The organism is Paenibacillus sp. B2(2019), assembly GCF_008370385.1.
Classification (GTDB): domain Bacteria; phylum Bacillota; class Bacilli; order Paenibacillales; family Paenibacillaceae; genus Paenibacillus_AQ.
In genome coordinates, this window is the sequence record NZ_VTZR01000019.1 from 22,926 (window position 1) to 41,474 (window position 18,549).

The window sequence follows — 18,549 nt, forward strand, 5'->3', positions numbered from 1 at the left end:
ATCTGCGTCTACTCGCAATAACCCAGTAATGCTTATGGGTTGGTATCCGCTAAACTCTCGCTTTCTTTAGATTGTAATAGCATGACATGAGCCTCTGCTACGGCATTACGAAACAACTTGTCTGTCAATTCGATGCGATCTACTATATCTTCTACGGTTTTTACACCATATAGCTTTTCCAAGGTTAGTACCACTTCGACAGGAAAATCCCGAGAAGCATGAACCAAGAAGCTGTCAGCTTGGAATGGTGTATAGAGTATCCGAAGTACATCTACAAGTGGATTCACAACATACTTATGATAGTAAATCAACGACTCTAAAAAAAGCCCACGTTTTGTATATTTGACAGCTCGGTTCCTTTGACTGTAAATACCCTGAGCACGTATCAATTGTGATTGAAGTTGTGAATGGTGAGTCGTGTGATCAACGTTTTGATACTTCACGATACCTGTCTTATCTATCAATATAACTGGTACGACAGTTTTGTCTTCGTTAATGAATAAAACAGGGACACTCTCACTTTGGATCGTCACGTCAACTAAGAGACTATCTGATGACTCCTGTAGGTGGTAAGACTTGTAGCGGTTATTTATGGGTCGACCAGTTTCTTCATAGGCAATATCTACTTTTCCTAATCGATGCATACAGGCATCCAACCGGGTGAATGCAGCATCTATGCAACCTTCTTTCGTATAGCACACCAAATCGATATCAGAATACTCGTCCAAAGTTTTAGTACCATCTGAACCCTCTAGCCAGATAGCTAAAATATAATCTTCAATTCCAAGGTCTGATACAATTGCGTTTAGAATGGTCTCACGGTTAATCGTCATAGCTAAACCTCCCATGTATTTTCATCTAATAATAGTTTTATCACCGGTTTACTCCTGTCATTTTGGAAAGTTTTCGTTTTAAACTCTCTTTTTTAATAATTGAATCTTTTCAAATAATCACTAATTATACTCTGATCCTGATGCCACCATAACATTGGAAAATCATATTTTTTTGCAAACCCTAACTTTTTCGCTAGCTGTATCGATCGTTCATTGCCAGCGTCACAATTATAATTCGGCACCAGATTATGGTTCAGACAATGTTCGATAAATGCTACACCCGTGAGTGTTGCTAGCCCATGATTCTGGTATTCATCCACGGTTACGATATCGATATCTGCATACCCTCCACCTACAAAATAAGAATTACAAACACTTGCAAAATCATCATTCACCATAAGACAGAAACCAAATCCTCGATCCGCAAATTGTTGTGCCGAACTCCATAGCGAATCATAAGAAGCGTCCATTTCATTTTTGTATTTATCGAATAGCGCTTTATCCATCCGTTTCATAACAAATTGTTCTGGCAATGCGTTAGTTTTTTTTAGATGTTGGAATTTGGATAGCTCGAATGTAAAAGAAGAACGGTGCAATAATACAGTCTTTCCCGCTAAACTTTCGCTAATTTGAAACAGTAGTTCCGGTGTTGAAGCATAAAGATCGTAGTATTTTGAATGATTTTGATCATTTCGCAAAAATTCAACTACATCGCTCATAAAGCATTCATTGTCGCCCCTCTTAACCAAAAGATACTGTCCATATGAATTGATAATAAGACTGCAGGTAGGATTTTCGTTGTGATCAACGAACACTTTTCCAGATTGATTTCGCTCAATTACGGAATATGCAAACACAGGTTCATATGCTAGATTTTTCAACAGTGGCAGAACGTGAGCGTAGTTTTCTTTAGATAATTCTATCAATTCTTCTCTCCCTTCAAATTTCATCTTTATATAAGTTCCTTGTTAAATTAACCTGAACTCAGTTGAACAAATAAAAACGGCTGCCGAAGCAACCGCTATTATACTAACCTTCTCCGTTAACGGAATGTGTCATCTCGAGCATAGTAATTCAAACTTCATCTTCAAATATACTTTTTAAAATCAAATCTGCGCATTCTTCGGAAGTGTTTAAATGTGTGTTGACTTTACAATTATACCGGATATCTTTTGCCATGATTTTGTGTTGCCAATCAGATTGGTCTTCGGTTCTATTTTCTCGTGCAATATTTCTCTGACGGCAAATGTCTAAAGGGCAAAACACTTCAACAATGTATAATGGGTAACCAGAAAATATATTCTTCACTTTTTCATAATGCGGTTTCAACTCAGGTCTATCTACCATAATGCCGTCAATAAGCACATTTTTACCATGGTCAGAAAATAATTTGGCTGTATGATACATCATGATAATTGCTTCACTTAAATACTTCCAATAATCTTCACGAAGATAACGTTCACCTATCATTTCTTCAAAAAGGTCATTGGCAACAACATAAAAAAATTCATGCGATTTTAACTGTAAGGCATCTACTATTGATGTTTTTCCAGAGCTCGTAACACCGTTTAAAAATACGATTCTACCCTTGTTCATCCTGTTAATGCCCCTTATTAATTCAATTAATCTCATTTTAATATTTAAACTGTAAGTCTGGAAATAAAAAACAACTATAATTGAACTATACTACCGTTAGTGAACAAATAAAAAACGGCTGCCGAAGCAGCCGCTATTCCTCTATCGAGTCCTGTTAGCACAGCGAAGTGTTGTTACTGCACTAAACTGAACAATTATTAATCATTGCGAAAAAATACTAAGCACCGAATTGTCTTAAATGATGGTCTAGATGTTTATAAATCCCTTTACCCCATTGCTCAGGAGTAAACTTGCCAAAAAAAGGATGCGGATGGGATGAACATTTCTCCGGACCGTTACTTTGGAAAGTTAAAATCTTTTGTTTCAGTTTTTCTTTTTCTGTCATAAAGTCTCTTTCACCTAAAATAAGAATGGTCGGAATTGTTGACATATTGTGTGGTACCGGCTTGTCATTATAGAAAATAGAATTCACAAACCTTCCTATTAACCTTCCTAGCCAATATCTAGGGGGAAAGGAATTTCCCAATGCGATGTCTTGAAATGCTGAGCAGTGAGCCAACATTTGAGCAACATTCATTGTTCCCCATTGTGGTTTTGAATTTGGACTTAAATTCTCGATACGGTTCAGTATTTCTGCTGTATGCAATTCATTATATATATTTTCCATTGGCACGCTCCATTAAATTTATCTTTTGTATACGTGAATTTGACTTAGAAAAACCCCTCATCAAGTTCCAATTTGGAACGGTAAACAGGAAAATTCATCTCACCTGAGAAAGTTCACATATGGTGTAGACCGATGCGATTTCCTGTATAATCTAGAATCTTCTGGTTTGTCTATTATATTCATAATTGCTTCAGTACAATTCGACAGCATGCTGTCATTCTAATATTTACTATTTCCCATCAATCTAACCTTTGCTCACTATCCTGCCCATTAGTTGAACAAATAAAAAACAGCTGCCGAAGCAACCGCTATTCTACTAACGTTTACCTATGTCGTCCCTCATCAACCCTATTCTTCGCCATTACTCTTATATCTTCGTCATCATCGTTCAATAAAATAGTTAATACTCGAAATGTCGCTTTTTTGTTATAGACAATTCGTTTTCTAACTGAGCTATCTAAATCTTTTGCCAGTTTCATTTGTAAACTTTCTGGTAGTCGATTTTTTGTAGCAACATTAAATCTAACCCTTTCATCTGCATCGTCAGCTAGAATTTCCATAATCTCAACAGGAATTGATTTATTATGTGCTACCCATTCACGCATTTCAGGGTACGTTTCAATTACTTGTAACCAAACCTCAAAAGGTGCTTCATCCCATGCAGCCTTCAGATATTCCTCCATGTTATCACTAAGCCTTAACCTTACAAATTCTTCAGCCGAATTAATCATCATTCAACCCCGATAAACAGATTTATTCACATTTTAACATAAAAATTTAGTTCAACTAAACTGCCGTTAGTTGAACAAATAAAAAACGGCTGCCGAAGCAACCGCTATCGGTTAACTTTCATCTTTGAAATGAAAATGTTCATGATGGATCGTATCCATTCCAACCAACTTACTACTCTTTCTATGGTAATATGCGAAGTTATTATTTAGCGGCATTCGAAGTAATTGATAATTGTGATCTCTTGGCAAAGCTTCGACTTCATTAATGGCTAACTCACGTGTGGTATAAATACCAACTGGAAAGAAATTCGGAAAATCAGTTGAAGCATCAGCAACGAAAATCCCCCAAACATAATCATTTGGCATATAATTCACCCGTCTCCTTTAGCGCTTAATAAGACAAAGAGCAGCTGCCACGGCGATATGCTCCTTGTTTTAAGTAACTATAGTTCCCCGTTAGTTGAAGAGACTCGATAAAGACATTACAAAATTCAAGATTTTGTGCAGATTTACCCGCGGCTGCTACCAGACACTGTTAAACAATTAAAAGGCCATGATTTTCCGCTTTCGCTTTTCTTATTTGTCTTCTTTTGGCATTGGCAATGGTACTTTCCAATCCAGGTCATAGCTCTTTTTTGCCAATTCTGAAGTAAGACTGAGCTTTTGAGGAAGTTCTTTCATTTCATCACTTTGCAATTTTATTCGGATATGGTTTCTGCCTTGTTCATCCTTTCCTATCATTTTAAAATCTCCACCTGTTATATTGTATATTTTGCCCTTTTCATCCTTTATAGTCCAACCAAAACGATTAATAATTTTATCTGTGTCATCATCCATTAAAATCGTATCTGATACATTTATATATGATATATCCTTTAAATAAGCCTCTAGCAAAATAGTAGCGTGCTTCTCATTCTTAGGAGATGCTTCATTTAATGGTTCGTCAAAGGTTACAGACATGATCTCAATCGTTTTGCCATCCTCATCTACTCTTACAGGTTTTTCGGCAAGCTGTTTTGGCTCAAATGATACACCTAGCTCATACGGTTCTGTTTTTTCTAAAGAATCCAATACAAGTGTATATTGATGAACAGGAGACAGTGGAGCAAATCCATACTTCCGATTAGAATGACCGTATTCTCCCACAGCATTGCGTGGAATATCAAGCGTCCTAGTTAAATCTTTTACTTTCTCTCCTTTTTCATTTTCAACATGAAAATTCAGTTTATAATCATCATAGCGAACATAAGGATCAACTGAATCTAGTTTTCCTTTCACTTGTTTACTTTCCTCTACTAATCTTTTCTTTGCCTCTTCCGTCCATTTCGTTTCATAATCCACACGGGCAGCAGTCGGTGAATGCATAATGCTATTTAGATTGATTTGCAGTCCCTGTGGTGTAGTATACGTTTTATCGATTGGTAGCACCTTGGATGCCTTAATTGCTTTTTCTAAATCAATAGGAATCTGTAAGGCCCAATTTCCTTTAACAGAGTCGATCTGATTCCCCTCAAACTGTAATAAAAGGTTTTGTTCTTCTGTTTCCCCCGGTTTTTTTAGAGTGAGATATCCGTAATTTTCTTGGATTTCTACCATATACGTTTTAGTTTCTTTAATTACATTCCCTTTCAAATCTGTTACCTCTACGTTACTTATGTGAAGCTTATCCGGATGAATAAAGTTCTTTTGCTGATCCTTGATCGAATAAACAGCCACAATTCTCATCGGATCAGCCAATATCTCCTCTATTTCAAGAGTATAGCCCCGATCAGTAACAGAGGCATTTACCTTCTGTGAAAAACCTTCCTGTGCTGCATATTGCAGTTCTTTATCAGAACCATTAAATAGCGATTTAACATAGGCCGCAAAGGTAGGACTTACCGATATCGTTAGAAGTAAAGCGCAGCTGATTAAGACAGGAAGTACCAAAGTGCCTAGTAAACGCGACCTTTTTCTTTTATAGGCTACCACATGGTCAGGAATCACAAAACTAGGCTGATCCAATTCTCCAGCAACATTTTTTAGAGTTTGTGCAATTTGTTTGTCAAGATTAGTCATGCATGTTCACTCCCATCTCGGTAAATACCTGTGTTTCTTTGTTTATTTGTATTTTTTCAGCAATTAACTTTCTGGCCTTATGTAGCCTTGATTTTACCGTTCCCTCAAATACACCAAGGATTTTTGCAATTTCAGCTATACTAAACTCCTCATAATAGTAAAGGATAACTACTGAGCGATGTTTCAGCGTCATCATCTGAATCGCTCGCCAAATCTGTTGCTCTTTCTCCTTTTGAAGAATACTCTCCAATGGGTTTTGCCCAGGGTCAATAGAGTCCAAATATTCTTCCGTTTTTTTCTTTCTACGCACCATATTAAGTGCACGATGTGTCACAATTTTTATAAACCAAGCTCGAAACGATGTCCCTTTTCGTTCATCATATCGATAAAGTGATTGATACGCTTCCCATAGTGCTTCTTGAACGGCATCCTGAGCTAGATGATAATCATGGACGATCAAAAAAGCGACTCGAAATGCACTAGTTAAGTGAGGTTGAACAAGTGTTTCATAATCAACTGGACCTCCTTCCTTGGGTATTGGAAAATGATGATTTTCTTTCACTTAAAAGACCTCCTCGTTTTTCCTTTCACTTCTTATTCACCAGTTCTCGTATTTTGGTTCATAAAAAGAGGAAAAAACTTTTCCCTCACTTGGGTAAACTGCTACTTGCCAGGTTATCAATAAATTTTCTGGCTTGAATTTCTTATCAGACTTTTTTTGCGTTAATTCATTACGACAGCTATTAGAGAAATCACCCATCTTTTCATAATAACCGTTCAGCTGAAGAAGTTTTCAGCCTACATTATCCAGATTTATACTTAAATTATCCTGCCCGTTAGTTGAACAAAGGGCTACCTCTAGGCAGCCCTCTCATTATTGAACTAAAGTTCTCAGTTTGTTGAGCAACTTGTAACTGCAATCATCTTAATCGCCTTTTATTAAATCGTTCTTAGCTAAATCGAAGGCTACTGCGAGATATCTTCACATTGCTGCATTAAAGAATATTTCATTTTCTTCGATTAATTTGAAGCTAGCGTTGATTCATGAACATGATTGTGGAAATGCCTTTTTTACGATGCGGATCAGGTATTTTTAACATACCGATGTCGACTAAATGTTTGAGTACGAAGGCGAGTATGGTTCCCGACGCCATGCAGTTCTGTGACCAGTAACGCACATATTTATGTGCATGATCTGGTTGTCCATCGAGATTCACTTGATAAACAGCTTGATCCAATTTCGTGGCGGCTTCTTTGATTCGTTCGGACGGTTGCGGAATCGCCGCATGCAGACGTTCTCCTGTTTGCTTATCCTTGCAATAAACAATGTTAACTTCAAGGTCAGATTCCGTTCTCAGCAAATATTGTTTATCGAAAAGACGACGATAGGCATCAATGTTCACATCATTTTGCGGTAAATCTCCATTGATCACATGCATCAGACTGATGAAATCCGAACTCAGATTGTCTCGCCAACTGTCCTTCCTGCCACACCACAACGTATCGACCTGCCATGCCTTTAGTGCAAACTCATCGGAATCCCTATTCATATCGCCACTATAATAATATTGTTTAGGATCAAAACTGACGTCAAACTCTCTCTGAATCGTTGCATGAGCGGCGTAATGGCCGCCATCTTTGCGGCTGATGGAAACCTCTTCATGGCTAACCCTATTGAGTTCTTTGAAGCTCAATTGATTACCAGCATACGGAATGAGACTCCACAACAGTAGATTGACATCGCCGCCAGGAATATAGACACCCGTCTCTTGGAACACTTCACCCATCGAGAAAAACGTCTTGAAATAATGCTCGACTGCAATCTCCGCATATTCTTTGAACAATGGGTACAGTACCTCGCTTTTCATTGGGGACGGATCTTCTATGTACATATTGGTACGATACTTTCTACCTGGTAGTTTATCCATGAATCCGTATTCTTCCAGTAGTTCGATCTCATCCTCTATAAATACAGGTGAAATGCCCAGCTCTTCAGCAATTTCATTAATCGTGAGTGCCTTGTAATACGTTGAGAAAGCGATGTTTTGTCTAATCGCCGTCGCTAAAAAGTCAGAGGTGTCGCCTTTGTTTCCTGGGGATCCGTTATGCCCTAAACCTGTCATGCGAATCGGGTTGATGCCGAGATTACCCATTGATCGAATGGTGTTCATTTTGTGTTTCAGCTCCTTTTTCGCTTCGAATAAATGCCATTTGATTGTGCCGCTAGAAAGACCCATCTCAGCCGCGATTTCACTAATTTTCATTCCACCATAATAGTACTTGATAACGATTGCCCGTTGCTGGTGAGATAAAAAAGCTATTTCCCGCCGCAAAGCGCCAGCCGTTTCTTGGCGAATGATCTCGTCGAAACCCTGTTCTCTGGACATCACCTCTTGGTCATCAATCCGCATTTGGTTGGAAGCTTTCACTTTCTCGCCTACGAATTTCGCCCATACATAATGTGCAATCTTAAAGACGTAACTGTTCAGATCCAAGAAGTCTGACTTTTTAAGAAGCGCTTGGTATACTTCCAGCGTAATTCTTCCCGCCAGCTCCTCGGCTTCGGCGATCTTTCCCGTTTTGTTCAAAGCAAAACCATATAGCGGCTTGATGTAATCCTTGATGACACGGTCAGCATGTTGTTTATTCATGTTCTAAAAGCTCCTTCTTATCGGTGGCACTTAAATATATACTGCAGCGAAAACGAAAAAGGTTGGGGAGTTTAGGAAAAATTTATTCAGCTATCCTTCTCTTTAGCTTAATGCGTTCCCAATCTAGTTCTAGATTAGGCTCTCATCAAATAAAAAAAGACCGTTTCGGTCTTTTGTGCAACTTCGAACACCCCAACTCATGTTACAATACAACCTGAACTCATACTTTACGAAGGCGGTTGATACTGTTGATTTACATCATCAAATTTGCATACAGCTTTGTGCTTCCTCCAGGACTTTTCATCCTACTTCTGCTCGGTCTTGTCATTTGGTTATGGAAAAAGAACCGTCGTCCTGCGCTTGTCCTGCTTGGCGTTACACTGCTTATGTATTTCTCCATGACTTCCTTAGTCAGCGATGCGTTAATCGGAGGTTTAGAACGAAAATATCCTCAACCGGATACATTGCAAGGAGATGTCATCGTTGTGCTTGGTGGAGGTGCAAGCTCTGGGACACCGGATATTGATGGCGAGGGCAACTTATATGGATCAGCAGCGAATCGGCTAATTACAGCTGTACGACTACATAATGCAAGTGGTTTACCCATCCTATTCTCTGGTGGACAAGTCTTCTCCGACAGCGGCAATGAAGCGGATATCGCCAAAAGACAACTCCTTGGACTCGGTGTCCCCGAAGAGGATATCCTGACCGACAATCAATCTCTTAACACGGAGCAGAATGCTGTAAACACCGCCGCAATCCTACAAGAGAAGGGACTTAAGCGCCCTGTACTAGTCACATCAGGGTTTCATATGCCCCGCTCGATGCAGCACTTCAAGAATGCAGGGCTAACAGCGCAAGCTTTTCCTACAGATTATATCGCCAGCGCTGAATTTTCGTTGCAACCCTCAAAGTTCACTCCTTCGCCAGGAGCCATCTCCACTACAGGCACAGCCTTGAAGGAGTATTTAGGTCTTCTTGTTGCTCATCTATTTAATTAGATCTGTGAATTTCGCATTTGTTACCCCTGCAAGAAGCTGCGGTGATACATCCATTTGTTGACCAATTTTTCCGGCGCTAACGGCTATCGTTTCCTGACTTTCTGCGCTGCTATCAATGAACGTTGGATATAGCTTCTTCATACCGACTGGTGAACATCCACCACGGATATAACCCGTCCACTTCTGCAAGTCCTTCACTGGCAGCATCTCAATCTTTTTCTCTCCGGCGGCCTTGGCCGCCTTTTTGAGATCCAGCTCCTCAGCAACCGGTATAACAAATACATAAAGATCTGCTCCGCTATGAGCGACCAAAGTTTTAAAAACCGTCTCTGCCGCCTTTCCAATCTTCTCCGCAACTGCCGTACCATGGATTAGTCCATCCTCGTTGTCATAAATAAACACTTCATATCCAATCTTCTTCGCATCTAGCATTCGCATCGCGTTGGTTTTGGTTACTGCCATATCTGATCTACCTCTCTTTAATCTATTCGATACTATATGGTCAAAGAGGCCCCAAAGCCAACATGGCTAACAGGACCTCTTATTGCTGCGTTCCCATTAATCTCTGGGATAATTAACTTGCATAATATCCATAAACGGAACTTTTTCGATACCTTCGTTTTTACTGATGTGTACTTTTCCTGTCCGCGAGTCCATTTCTACAATCGTTCCGCGCACCTGTTCTTCTTTTCCCCATACAGTCAATAAAATCTCAGAACCTTCTTGCTTGGCTTCAACTAGCTGATTGCCTAGCTCCTCAAGTACAAATTCATCTCTAGTGGGCCGCTTGGCCACTTTTGCTTTTGCCACTCTACTCCTCCAATAAGCGATTACAGGTATTAAGTATTTTAAAATACTAAGTATGAATGCTCTCGTTTATTATATCATGTTTCAGTTTAAGGCTCGAACCCCTTCTGGCTCAAGAAAAGCTCATCTTCATTAAAAACACTCCGGAGTCCATCGTACACCCTGCGATAAGCCGCCGGATCGTACCATTCTTCCAATTGCAGCTCTTCATAAAGGGAATAAATACCTAATCTCCGTGTCCGTTTGCCCCCACTGCCATCTCCCATAAAATAATCGTCGATACAGACCCTATCCACCAAACCCCTTAGGATCTCTGGAAAAGAAGTGCTGCTTGGCAATACCGGAGCGATGGTTGCTTGAACAGGAATGCCCGCTTCACGCAGTAATTTCAGTGTCTTTAATCTTGCAGAAATGGGTGGAGCACTTGGTGTGAATTTTTTGCGAATATCTTCACGATCCGTCTCTACAGTCATACTCACGCGAACCTTGTCTTCTAAGCGTAATAATAAATCTATATCTCTGCGTACGAGCGGACTGCGCGTCTGCACGAACAGAAAATCGGGCGGGGACTCCACCATAACCTCCAGCAAAGCTCTTGTTACCTGCTCCTTGTGCTCTATCGGTTGGTATGGATCTGTACTAGAGGACATAAAAATGGAGACCGGTCCTTTGGACTTTGCTTTCTGGAGTTCTTTGCGTAAGATAGCTGCAGCTTCTTGTTTGACATCTACCCACGTTCCCCATTCCTCTTGGCGAAACAGTGAAACAGGCATTTGACGCACATAACAATAAGAACAGCCATAAGTACAGCCGGTATATGGGTTTAAAGAATGACTATATCCGTTCAGATAACCCGTCCCTTTATTTAGTAAGGTCTTTGGGGTTTTGTACTGGATCTCAATATTCATAATTCTAGAGCACTCTTTCCACTTTCCAAATTAAGCAGCCTAGTCTTCATCTCTAATCCCCCGCGGTAGCCAGTTAATGTTCCATTCTTGCCAATGACTCGGTGGCAGGGCACCGTAATTAGTATCGGATTTGCACCTATGGCCGTCCCTACCGCGCGTACTGCAGCAGGCTTTTGAATATGTGTGGCGATGTCCGAATAAGACCACGTTTGTCCATATGGGATTTCACATAACGCTTTCCACACCGCGAGTTGAAATGGTGTCCCACGATAGTCAAAAGGAATGCTGAATGCTTGCCGTACCCCTTGCAAATATTCGATCAGTTCCTGTACAAATGGAACCATTTTCTCATCGTCCTGCACCAGTTTACTTTCAGGAAATCTACGGCTGATCCAGTCACTCATTTCTTCGAATGGCTTCTGCTGCGACCCCACATAACTTAATCCTTTCTCCGACGCTGCGATATAGAAACTCCATTCCTTATAAGCTAGCAATGTCCAGTATATGATTGCATTTTGTCTACTCTCCATTTTTCTGTACCTCCAAGAATAATTCAGAATGATTCGTTAATTCTAATTTGTTAAGCTGTCGATACTTCGTTGGGGTAAGCCCCGTCTTTTTCTTAAATAAGGTAATAAAATACGACGTATTTGGCAGACCCACATGTAATCCAATATCAGCTACATCCCGATCCGTGGTAACCAAATATTCAGATGCCTGATCGATTCTCTTTTGCTGTATATAACCCACTGGAGTGATTCCCGTTACTTTCTTGAAGGTTCGATGGAGATGATAAGGGCTTCCATGACAGACTTCTGCCAACGTTTCAAGAGTAAGAGGTTCATGATAATGTTTGTCGATATATTCAGTCATTACAGCCACCCATTCCTTATCCGGCAGCCGCTCACCCGTCGGTTTGCATCTTTTACAGGGACGAAATCCAGATTCTAATGCTTGTTCTGCATTTTGAAAGATACGTGCATTCTCACGATTAGGTGCTTTGGACTTACAGGAAGGTCGGCAAAAGATTCCCGTAGTCTTCACAGCATAAAAGAATTTTTCGTTATAAGCTGCATCATTTTGCAAAATAGCCTGCCATTGCTCCTCAGTCATCTTTTCCACTTCTCCACTCTTATCCATACGATTCACCTCTAAACCAAGTATACCCCGCTACTGGGTCATCTGTACTCATTCTAGAATGTAAAAGCAAGATAGTGAAATACAAGAATGGTGAGATTGCTCGTAATAACACTTTGTTTATCGAATCCGCACTTCCTTTGTCAACCTTGCAGGGAGCAGCATTTGAACAACGAATTACTCATAACATGACTACCTGAACTGGAGGAATCAAAATGGAAATTCTGAAAACAAAGGATGCCGCAGAGCTGCTGTCCGTTAGCCAGACTACGATCAAACGTTGGGCTGCTATGTTCCCTGATTTTTTTCCAAAAGACCGGTTTGGCCACTATACATTCTCAGAGCAGCAAATCAGCTTGCTTAGTCATATTAAAGACCGCATTAATCACGGAGATCCACTAGAGAGTATTCAATTAACTGACTCGAATGAAAAGCAGATGTCCACGTCACCGCAAGTTCCACTTCATCCTACAGACGCTGAGCCTATGCAAGATATATTATCCCGGATTCATTATATTGAACGTACACTCGATCAAAAAGCCGACGAAGTAGTCATGATACAGTTGCTTCAGCAGCGTGAGGAGCTTGAGGATCTGCGGATAATGATCAAACAATTAGCGGCAACCCTAGAACCCAAGCAAGTTTCAAAAGGCAACGCCTTCACATCTAATGAAGCTTCCCATCCCGTTACTACTGCAAGGTTACCCTCTCCACCAAGAAAACGTGGTCTATTACGCTCATTCTTTTTCCTGTAAGCCTGAAACACAAAAAGAACCTACTTCTAACTAACGTTGAAGTAGGTTCTTTTTAAATATCGTAGGACATAAATGACAAAGTCAGCGATTAACGGTTAGGTGATCCCCTATTGCTTCTGCAATAAAGCTGAGCCTGCGATTCCTGGATGCGTCATTTCGTATGGGTCCAGAATCAGATTGAGCTCTTCCTCGGATAATACATTATACTTAAGGCACAATTCACGAACAGATTCTCCTGTCAAAATCGCCTCACGAGCAATACGAGAAACCACTTCGTAGCCCAAATGTGGGTTAACCGCAGTAATGATTCCGACACTCCGCTCCACATCCCGCTCTAGCTTCTCTTTATTGGCTTCAATACCAGCCAGACAGAAATCTGTGAAGACTTGGAAGGAGTTGTTCATGATGCTGATGGACTGAATGAGATTAAATACTAGAACTGGCTCCATAACATTTAGTTCCAGTTGACCCGCTTGGGAAGCCAGACAGATTGTATGGTCATTTCCTATCACTTGAAAAGCTACCTGATTGATGACCTCTGCCATAACCGGATTAACTTTACCTGGCATAATGGAGGAACCAGGCTGGCGAGCAGGTAGTGAAATTTCATTAAACCCTGTCCGCGGGCCGGAGGCCATGAGTCGAAGATCATTAGCAATCTTGGACATGTTCATCATGCAGACTTTTAGCGCAGCAGATACTTCTGTGTATGCATCTGTATTTTGCGTAGCATCCACAAGATGATCTGCAGTAACTAGCGGCAATCCACTTATTTCAGCCAAATGTTCTACAACCACTTCGATATATCGAGGGTCAGCATTTAATCCAGTTCCTACAGCCGTTGCCCCCATATTCACTTCATACAAATGATGACGTGTATGTTCAATACGTTTGATATCTCTCTCAAGTACTCTGCGATAAGCCTCGAACTCTTGGCCCAGACGAATCGGCACTGCATCTTGTAGATGCGTGCGTCCCATTTTTATAACCGGATCGAATTCCTTGGCTTTGTCTGCAAACACCTCATGCATTCTGCGCATAGTAACAAGCAGTTGTTCCAGAAGAGAAAGCGTCGCAATATGAATAGCCGTCGGAAATGCATCATTTGTAGACTGCGCCATATTCACATGAGAGTTGGGACTTAAATGACGATAGTCTCCTTTTTCATGACCAAGCAGCTCTAATGCTCGGTTAGCAATGACTTCATTGGCATTCATATTTAACGAGGTACCTGCACCACCCTGTATAGGGTCTACAATAAATTGTTCGTGCCATTGACCTTCGATGATCTCATCTGCTGCTTTCACAACAACTTCTCCAAGCCCACGATAGAGCCTGCCGATTTCCATATTTGCAAGCGCAGCGGCTTTCTTTACGATCCCCATCGCTTTGATTAATTCATTGTGCACTCTATAACCCGTAATTGGAAAATTCTCTACTGCGCGTAATGTCTGAATCCCATAGTATGCGTTCTTATCTACTTGTTTGCTGCCTAGAAAATCATTTTCCACACGAAATTCAGTTCCTGTCACAGTAAATCCCTCGCATTCTTTGAGTTAGGTTTGAACGGATTTAAGAAAGCGCATTCATTCATATGTCTCACTTAGATATTAACCTTTATTGTGATAAATGTCTCTCATAAAATTAGAGATTAATGTAATTAATTTCAAATAAGATTACGAAAGCCTTGCCCTTAAAGGAAAGCTGGTTTTTATTAGGAGTAAATTTCCAAATGAAGCTATAGCATAGTATGCGCATTTATAATATAAAAAAGCCGACCTTAAGGTCGACTCCACCAAACTTAACTCACAACTATGTTGAGTTCTTATTAAACCGTATAGTTCTCCAAAGAGATCTTCACACCATTCAGCAAAGCTCGCGGTTGCTCTGACTCACTCACCATACTCAAATGCAATCTTTCGCCATTACTGGTCGTATAATGAGCCGACAATCCGTCTCCCATCTCAAAGTGTGGTTCATTATGGGCCATAGCTATTACGAATGCATCCAGTCCGATGATGCCACGCTCTGCAGACTCCTTAACACCGATCGCCTCAACGATCACCCCACCCGGCATCCCTTGAACGGTTACCTCAATGTATCCCGGACGTTCCTGTAGTTGGTACGATTGAGATAAATATATTGCGAAATAGACATCCCCAACCTGACCGAATAAGGCATTCGGGTCTTGCATCCACTCCCCATGAGGAAGAACACCGATGATCGTATTCTTTTCCCCCTGAGGAATGGGAAATAAAGAAATAACTACATTCTTGTGATAGAGGACCTCCATATAACGGCTCTGATGGCGTGGATCTCCCTCATTGTAGCCTTGACCTGGATGGAAGAAATATAGCTGGTTGGACCCTCCTTCTCCATTCACAGGCAGAGAGAAAGCCCAACGGAGCTGTTCATTATCAAATTCCTCTACCCGTTCCCACATCCCGCCTGCTGCAAAATCCTCAGTAATATAGGCATAAGAATGAAGTAACGGTTGAGCGTTCGGATCTGTTGGGACTACCTTCTGTGTAATCTTGGTGGTTTCCACTGGGGTCCGGCGATTCATCGCAGCTGTTAAAGCCTCATCTGGTGCTTTATAGAATAGGAGTCCAGCGTATTCCGTGCGTGGCATTGCCTCTGAAAGCTTGAAGTCCCCGAACTGAACATAGTCATGAAGCACATTAGCATCCCCTGGTACATCATGTGGCCAACCTCTAGAATGTGCACCCACCCAAGCTCCACGTAAATAAAACTCTGCTCTTACCTTCCAAAGATGATCAAGCATGTCTTTAAGAGTAGTTATTAAATCCGTATCTTCTGTCGGGACAAGCTCCAAAGCGCAGGTAAACGCTTGTAACCAATGCCAGAACCACGGGAGACTGCCGTATTCTGGCATACCCTTAGAGCGGATGTATGTCAATGTGGCCTTCAAACTTTGCCGACCATCCTCAACGAGCACATCATCTGCAAACATAGTGCCAAAAATCAGCTTTGCTGCTGTATATTTCGCTTCATGATGTCCAAAAGTGACTACCGGCTTACGGAAGAAATCACTCCTATAAATGTGCCCAAATGCTGTATTCAGGACAATGCGAAGTTGAGCGTTTAGGGCTCCACCATACCTTTTGCAAAAGTAGGCCATCAGACTGCCCATAATTTCTACAGGTAATTCATGCGGCGAAGCCTCACGTGGAACCGGATTCAATCCAAGCGGCCAGTGCCCGTATAGCTCCGTGCCAGGTTGACGATTCTGTAGCATTAATGTCTCTAGCAGCACATCCTGTGCCTTCTGTTTCGCTTCTTCCCGGTCAAAAGGCAACGACAAAGAATCATCTACTGCAGCTGCAAAAAGATATGAGGCATAATAAAAGTTATTTCGCACATCATCGTGGAACCAGAGTCCACTCTCAAGCAGAGGCCGTCTCTGCGCTTCCAGCGCTATACTTATAATGATTTCTTGTTGACGGTCCTGATAAGTACTCTGAATACCATTCGACTCCAGCATTCAAGTTCAACCTCCCACATCTCAATTTTCAATAGTATGATAACAATCCTATAAATAAGAACTAAGCATTTTAGATCTATTGTGCACACTTTTCGTTCATTTGGCAATTATTAAAACTTAAAAATAAACTAAAATGAACCAACATCTAAAAATAAACACTTGTAATATGAACATAAATGGAGTAAATTGTACCTATACGAACGAAAATATGCTTGTGAAGGAGATTGAATATTCCATGGAAAGACGTTTTGCATCCCATCCTAATGAAGTTAAGCAATTTGACACTGATCGCCTCCGTAAGGAATTCCACATTCCTGTCATTTTTGCACCAGATGAACTGAAGCTTGTACTTACCCATGAGGATCGCATGATCGTTGGCGGTGCTAATCCTGTTAAGGAAGAAGTTGCACTTACAACTGACCTTAAAGAACTTGGGGTTACTTACTTCTTGGAACGCCGTGAGCTGGGGATCATCAATGTTGGCGGTAAAGGTTCGGTTATTGTCGATGGTACAGAATATGAAGTAGATTTCAAAGAATGTCTGTATGTCGGTCAAGGTTCTAAAGATGTTATCTTCAAAAGTGCAGACGCTTCCAAGCCCGCTAAATTCTATTTGAATTCTGCGCCTGCTCACCAGTCCTATCCAACTACCAAAACCACTCTGGCTGAATCCGAATCTGGTGCAATGGGCGGTTTGGAGAACTCCAATGAGCGTACCATTCACCGGTTTATTCATACAAATGGCGTGCAAAGTGCTCAGCTAGTTATGGGTATGACTCAACTGAAGCCAGGTAGCATGTGGAATACGATGCCAGCACATACACATCCACGCCGGATGGAAGCATATTTCTATTTCGATCTACCGGACGATTCCGTTGTGTTCCACTTGATGGGAGAGCCTAATGAAACTCGCCATATCGTAATGCAAAACGAACAAGCGGTTATTTCTCCAAGCTGGTCCATACACAGTGGTGTTGGTACTCATAACTATACTTTTATCTGGAGTATGGCTGGCGATAATAAAAGATATGATGATATGGACCCCGTATCCATGAAAGAACTACAATAGAGATAAATCAATTACGGAAAGCTGAGGCAAGCGGATGAACCCGATACGACGACATGAGATGATTATGGAAGTTATGCTGAACCAAAAAGATGTAACGGTGAATGAACTGAGCGATAAGCTACAAGTTACGGGAAAAACAATTCGTGAGGATTTAAGCAAGCTGGAGGAGCAAGGACTGATCGTACGTGTACATGGCGGAGCTGTGCTGGCACAAAGCGACCAGTTTGGTATTTTGCCCTCTAAGGATCCATTGGATAAGTATTCCGACGAAAAAACAGAGATCGCCTTGCGCGCGCTTGCTCATATTGAACAGGACGATATTATAGCTCTTGACGGCGGGAGCACAACGCTTGAAATTGCCCGACGCCTGGACAATATGCCTCTAACGGTAGTCACCAATGATGTATACATCATCAGCGAACTGGTTCCCAAAGATCATATTCGTCTCGTCGTTCCCGGGGGTTACCGTGTCCGCAATATGTTGGCCGGCCCTGAAGCCGTCTCCTATGTGCAACAACTTAATATTCAAAAAGCATTTCTGTCCTCGACAGCTGTTCATATCGAACATGGACTTTCTATTTATACAGGAGATTTAATTGAGTTTAAGCAAGCCCTTGTGTCTACTGCCCGTAAAGTGTTCGCGGTTGTGGATCATCATAAATTCGGCCAAACTGCGCTGCGTACATTCGCTTCTCTGCAGGAAGTTGACGTTATCTTGACAGATAAAGGACTCTCTCCCGAAACAGCAGAACAGTTCCGCAGTGCAGGCATTGCCATTGAATGTGAGTAATAACGGAATCAAATCCATTTAAATCAAAGGGGCGTAATTTA

General features: G+C 41.2%; 20 protein-coding genes. 4 read left to right on the forward strand and 16 right to left on the reverse strand.

All coding sequences use genetic code 11. The features are described 5' to 3' along the window. Positions 1-32 precede the first annotated feature (32 nt). The 9 genes from PAENI_RS16445 to PAENI_RS16485 form a co-directional block, all read right to left on the reverse strand. Positions 33-833 (reverse strand): aminoglycoside 6-adenylyltransferase, encoded by an 801-nt coding sequence (locus PAENI_RS16445; RefSeq protein ID WP_149646027.1) that lies wholly within the window; start codon positions 831-833, stop codon positions 33-35. Positions 834-925: 92 nt separating this feature from the next. Next, positions 926-1,783 (reverse strand): GNAT family N-acetyltransferase, encoded by an 858-nt coding sequence (locus tag PAENI_RS16450; protein ID WP_149646028.1) that lies wholly within the window; start codon positions 1,781-1,783, stop codon positions 926-928. A 124-nt stretch (positions 1,784-1,907) separates the two neighbouring features. Next, on the reverse strand, positions 1,908-2,429 hold the full coding sequence (locus PAENI_RS16455; RefSeq protein ID WP_149646029.1) for a phosphotransferase-like protein: 522 nt from the start codon (positions 2,427-2,429) through the stop codon (positions 1,908-1,910). A gap of 217 nt (positions 2,430-2,646) precedes the next feature. Next, complete coding sequence (locus PAENI_RS16460) at positions 2,647-3,096, reverse strand: DUF1569 domain-containing protein (protein WP_149646030.1); 450 nt, start codon at positions 3,094-3,096, stop codon at positions 2,647-2,649. 323 nt (positions 3,097-3,419) lie between these two features. Continuing rightward, complete coding sequence (locus PAENI_RS16465) at positions 3,420-3,830, reverse strand: hypothetical protein (RefSeq protein WP_223178964.1); 411 nt, start codon at positions 3,828-3,830, stop codon at positions 3,420-3,422. Positions 3,831-3,938: 108 nt separating this feature from the next. Then, positions 3,939-4,193 carry a hypothetical protein gene (locus tag PAENI_RS16470; protein WP_149646031.1) on the reverse strand — a complete coding sequence of 85 codons (255 nt, stop codon included), beginning with the start codon at positions 4,191-4,193 and terminating at the stop codon, positions 3,939-3,941. A gap of 210 nt (positions 4,194-4,403) precedes the next feature. Then, positions 4,404-5,885 carry a DUF4179 domain-containing protein gene (locus PAENI_RS16475; protein ID WP_149646032.1) on the reverse strand — a complete coding sequence of 494 codons (1,482 nt, stop codon included), beginning with the start codon at positions 5,883-5,885 and terminating at the stop codon, positions 4,404-4,406. Beyond that, the gene (locus PAENI_RS16480) at positions 5,878-6,447 is read right to left on the reverse strand and encodes an RNA polymerase sigma factor (RefSeq protein ID WP_149646033.1); all 570 of its coding nucleotides are present in this window, start codon (positions 6,445-6,447) and stop codon (positions 5,878-5,880) included. The genes PAENI_RS16475 and PAENI_RS16480 overlap by 8 nt, the downstream gene beginning before the upstream one ends. Before the next feature lie 469 nt (positions 6,448-6,916). After that, positions 6,917-8,536 (reverse strand): RNA polymerase sigma factor, encoded by a 1,620-nt coding sequence (locus PAENI_RS16485; protein WP_149646034.1) that lies wholly within the window; start codon positions 8,534-8,536, stop codon positions 6,917-6,919. A 248-nt stretch (positions 8,537-8,784) separates the two neighbouring features. Between PAENI_RS16485 and PAENI_RS16490 the strand changes: the two genes are divergently transcribed. After that, complete coding sequence (locus PAENI_RS16490) at positions 8,785-9,537, forward strand: YdcF family protein (RefSeq protein ID WP_149646035.1); 753 nt, start codon at positions 8,785-8,787, stop codon at positions 9,535-9,537. On the opposite strand, the gene ybaK is transcribed toward PAENI_RS16490, so the two are convergent. The 5 genes from ybaK to PAENI_RS16515 all read right to left on the reverse strand — a co-directional run bounded on the left by ybaK (position 9,526) and on the right by PAENI_RS16515 (position 12,392). After that, positions 9,526-9,999 carry a Cys-tRNA(Pro) deacylase gene (ybaK, locus tag PAENI_RS16495; protein ID WP_149646036.1) on the reverse strand — a complete coding sequence of 158 codons (474 nt, stop codon included), beginning with the start codon at positions 9,997-9,999 and terminating at the stop codon, positions 9,526-9,528. The genes PAENI_RS16490 and ybaK overlap by 12 nt on opposite strands. 96 nt (positions 10,000-10,095) lie before the next feature. Next, the gene (locus tag PAENI_RS16500; RefSeq protein WP_042189285.1) at positions 10,096-10,347 is read right to left on the reverse strand and encodes a YolD-like family protein; all 252 of its coding nucleotides are present in this window, start codon (positions 10,345-10,347) and stop codon (positions 10,096-10,098) included. Between the two features lie 86 nt (positions 10,348-10,433). Then, entirely contained in the window at positions 10,434-11,252 is an 819-nt protein-coding gene (locus tag PAENI_RS16505; RefSeq protein WP_149646037.1) for an SPL family radical SAM protein, read from the reverse strand. Continuing rightward, positions 11,249-11,782: a methylated-DNA--[protein]-cysteine S-methyltransferase gene (locus PAENI_RS16510; RefSeq protein WP_149646038.1), complete on the reverse strand. Its 534-nt coding sequence runs from the start codon at positions 11,780-11,782 to the stop codon at positions 11,249-11,251. The genes PAENI_RS16505 and PAENI_RS16510 overlap by 4 nt, the downstream gene beginning before the upstream one ends. Then, positions 11,772-12,392 carry a bifunctional transcriptional activator/DNA repair enzyme AdaA gene (locus PAENI_RS16515; RefSeq protein ID WP_149646039.1) on the reverse strand — a complete coding sequence of 207 codons (621 nt, stop codon included), beginning with the start codon at positions 12,390-12,392 and terminating at the stop codon, positions 11,772-11,774. Before PAENI_RS16515 ends, PAENI_RS16510 begins: the two co-directional genes overlap by 11 nt. Positions 12,393-12,604: 212 nt before the next feature. Between PAENI_RS16515 and PAENI_RS16520 the strand changes: the two genes are divergently transcribed. Then, positions 12,605-13,144 (forward strand): MerR family transcriptional regulator, encoded by a 540-nt coding sequence (locus PAENI_RS16520; protein ID WP_149646040.1) that lies wholly within the window; start codon positions 12,605-12,607, stop codon positions 13,142-13,144. 107 nt (positions 13,145-13,251) lie between these two features. On the opposite strand, the gene aspA is transcribed toward PAENI_RS16520, so the two are convergent. Further along, on the reverse strand, positions 13,252-14,676 hold the full coding sequence (gene aspA / locus PAENI_RS16525; protein WP_042128747.1) for an aspartate ammonia-lyase: 1,425 nt from the start codon (positions 14,674-14,676) through the stop codon (positions 13,252-13,254). A 296-nt stretch (positions 14,677-14,972) separates the two neighbouring features. Next, on the reverse strand, positions 14,973-16,649 hold the full coding sequence (locus PAENI_RS16530) for a hypothetical protein (RefSeq protein WP_149646041.1): 1,677 nt from the start codon (positions 16,647-16,649) through the stop codon (positions 14,973-14,975). A gap of 235 nt (positions 16,650-16,884) precedes the next feature. Here PAENI_RS16530 and kduI point away from each other — a divergent pair, with 235 nt between their 5' ends. Beyond that, positions 16,885-17,718 (forward strand): 5-dehydro-4-deoxy-D-glucuronate isomerase, encoded by an 834-nt coding sequence (gene kduI / locus PAENI_RS16535; RefSeq protein WP_076300614.1) that lies wholly within the window; start codon positions 16,885-16,887, stop codon positions 17,716-17,718. Between the two features lie 34 nt (positions 17,719-17,752). Beyond that, on the forward strand, positions 17,753-18,508 hold the full coding sequence (locus PAENI_RS16540; protein ID WP_076286209.1) for a DeoR/GlpR family DNA-binding transcription regulator: 756 nt from the start codon (positions 17,753-17,755) through the stop codon (positions 18,506-18,508). Positions 18,509-18,549: the final 41 nt, after the last annotated feature.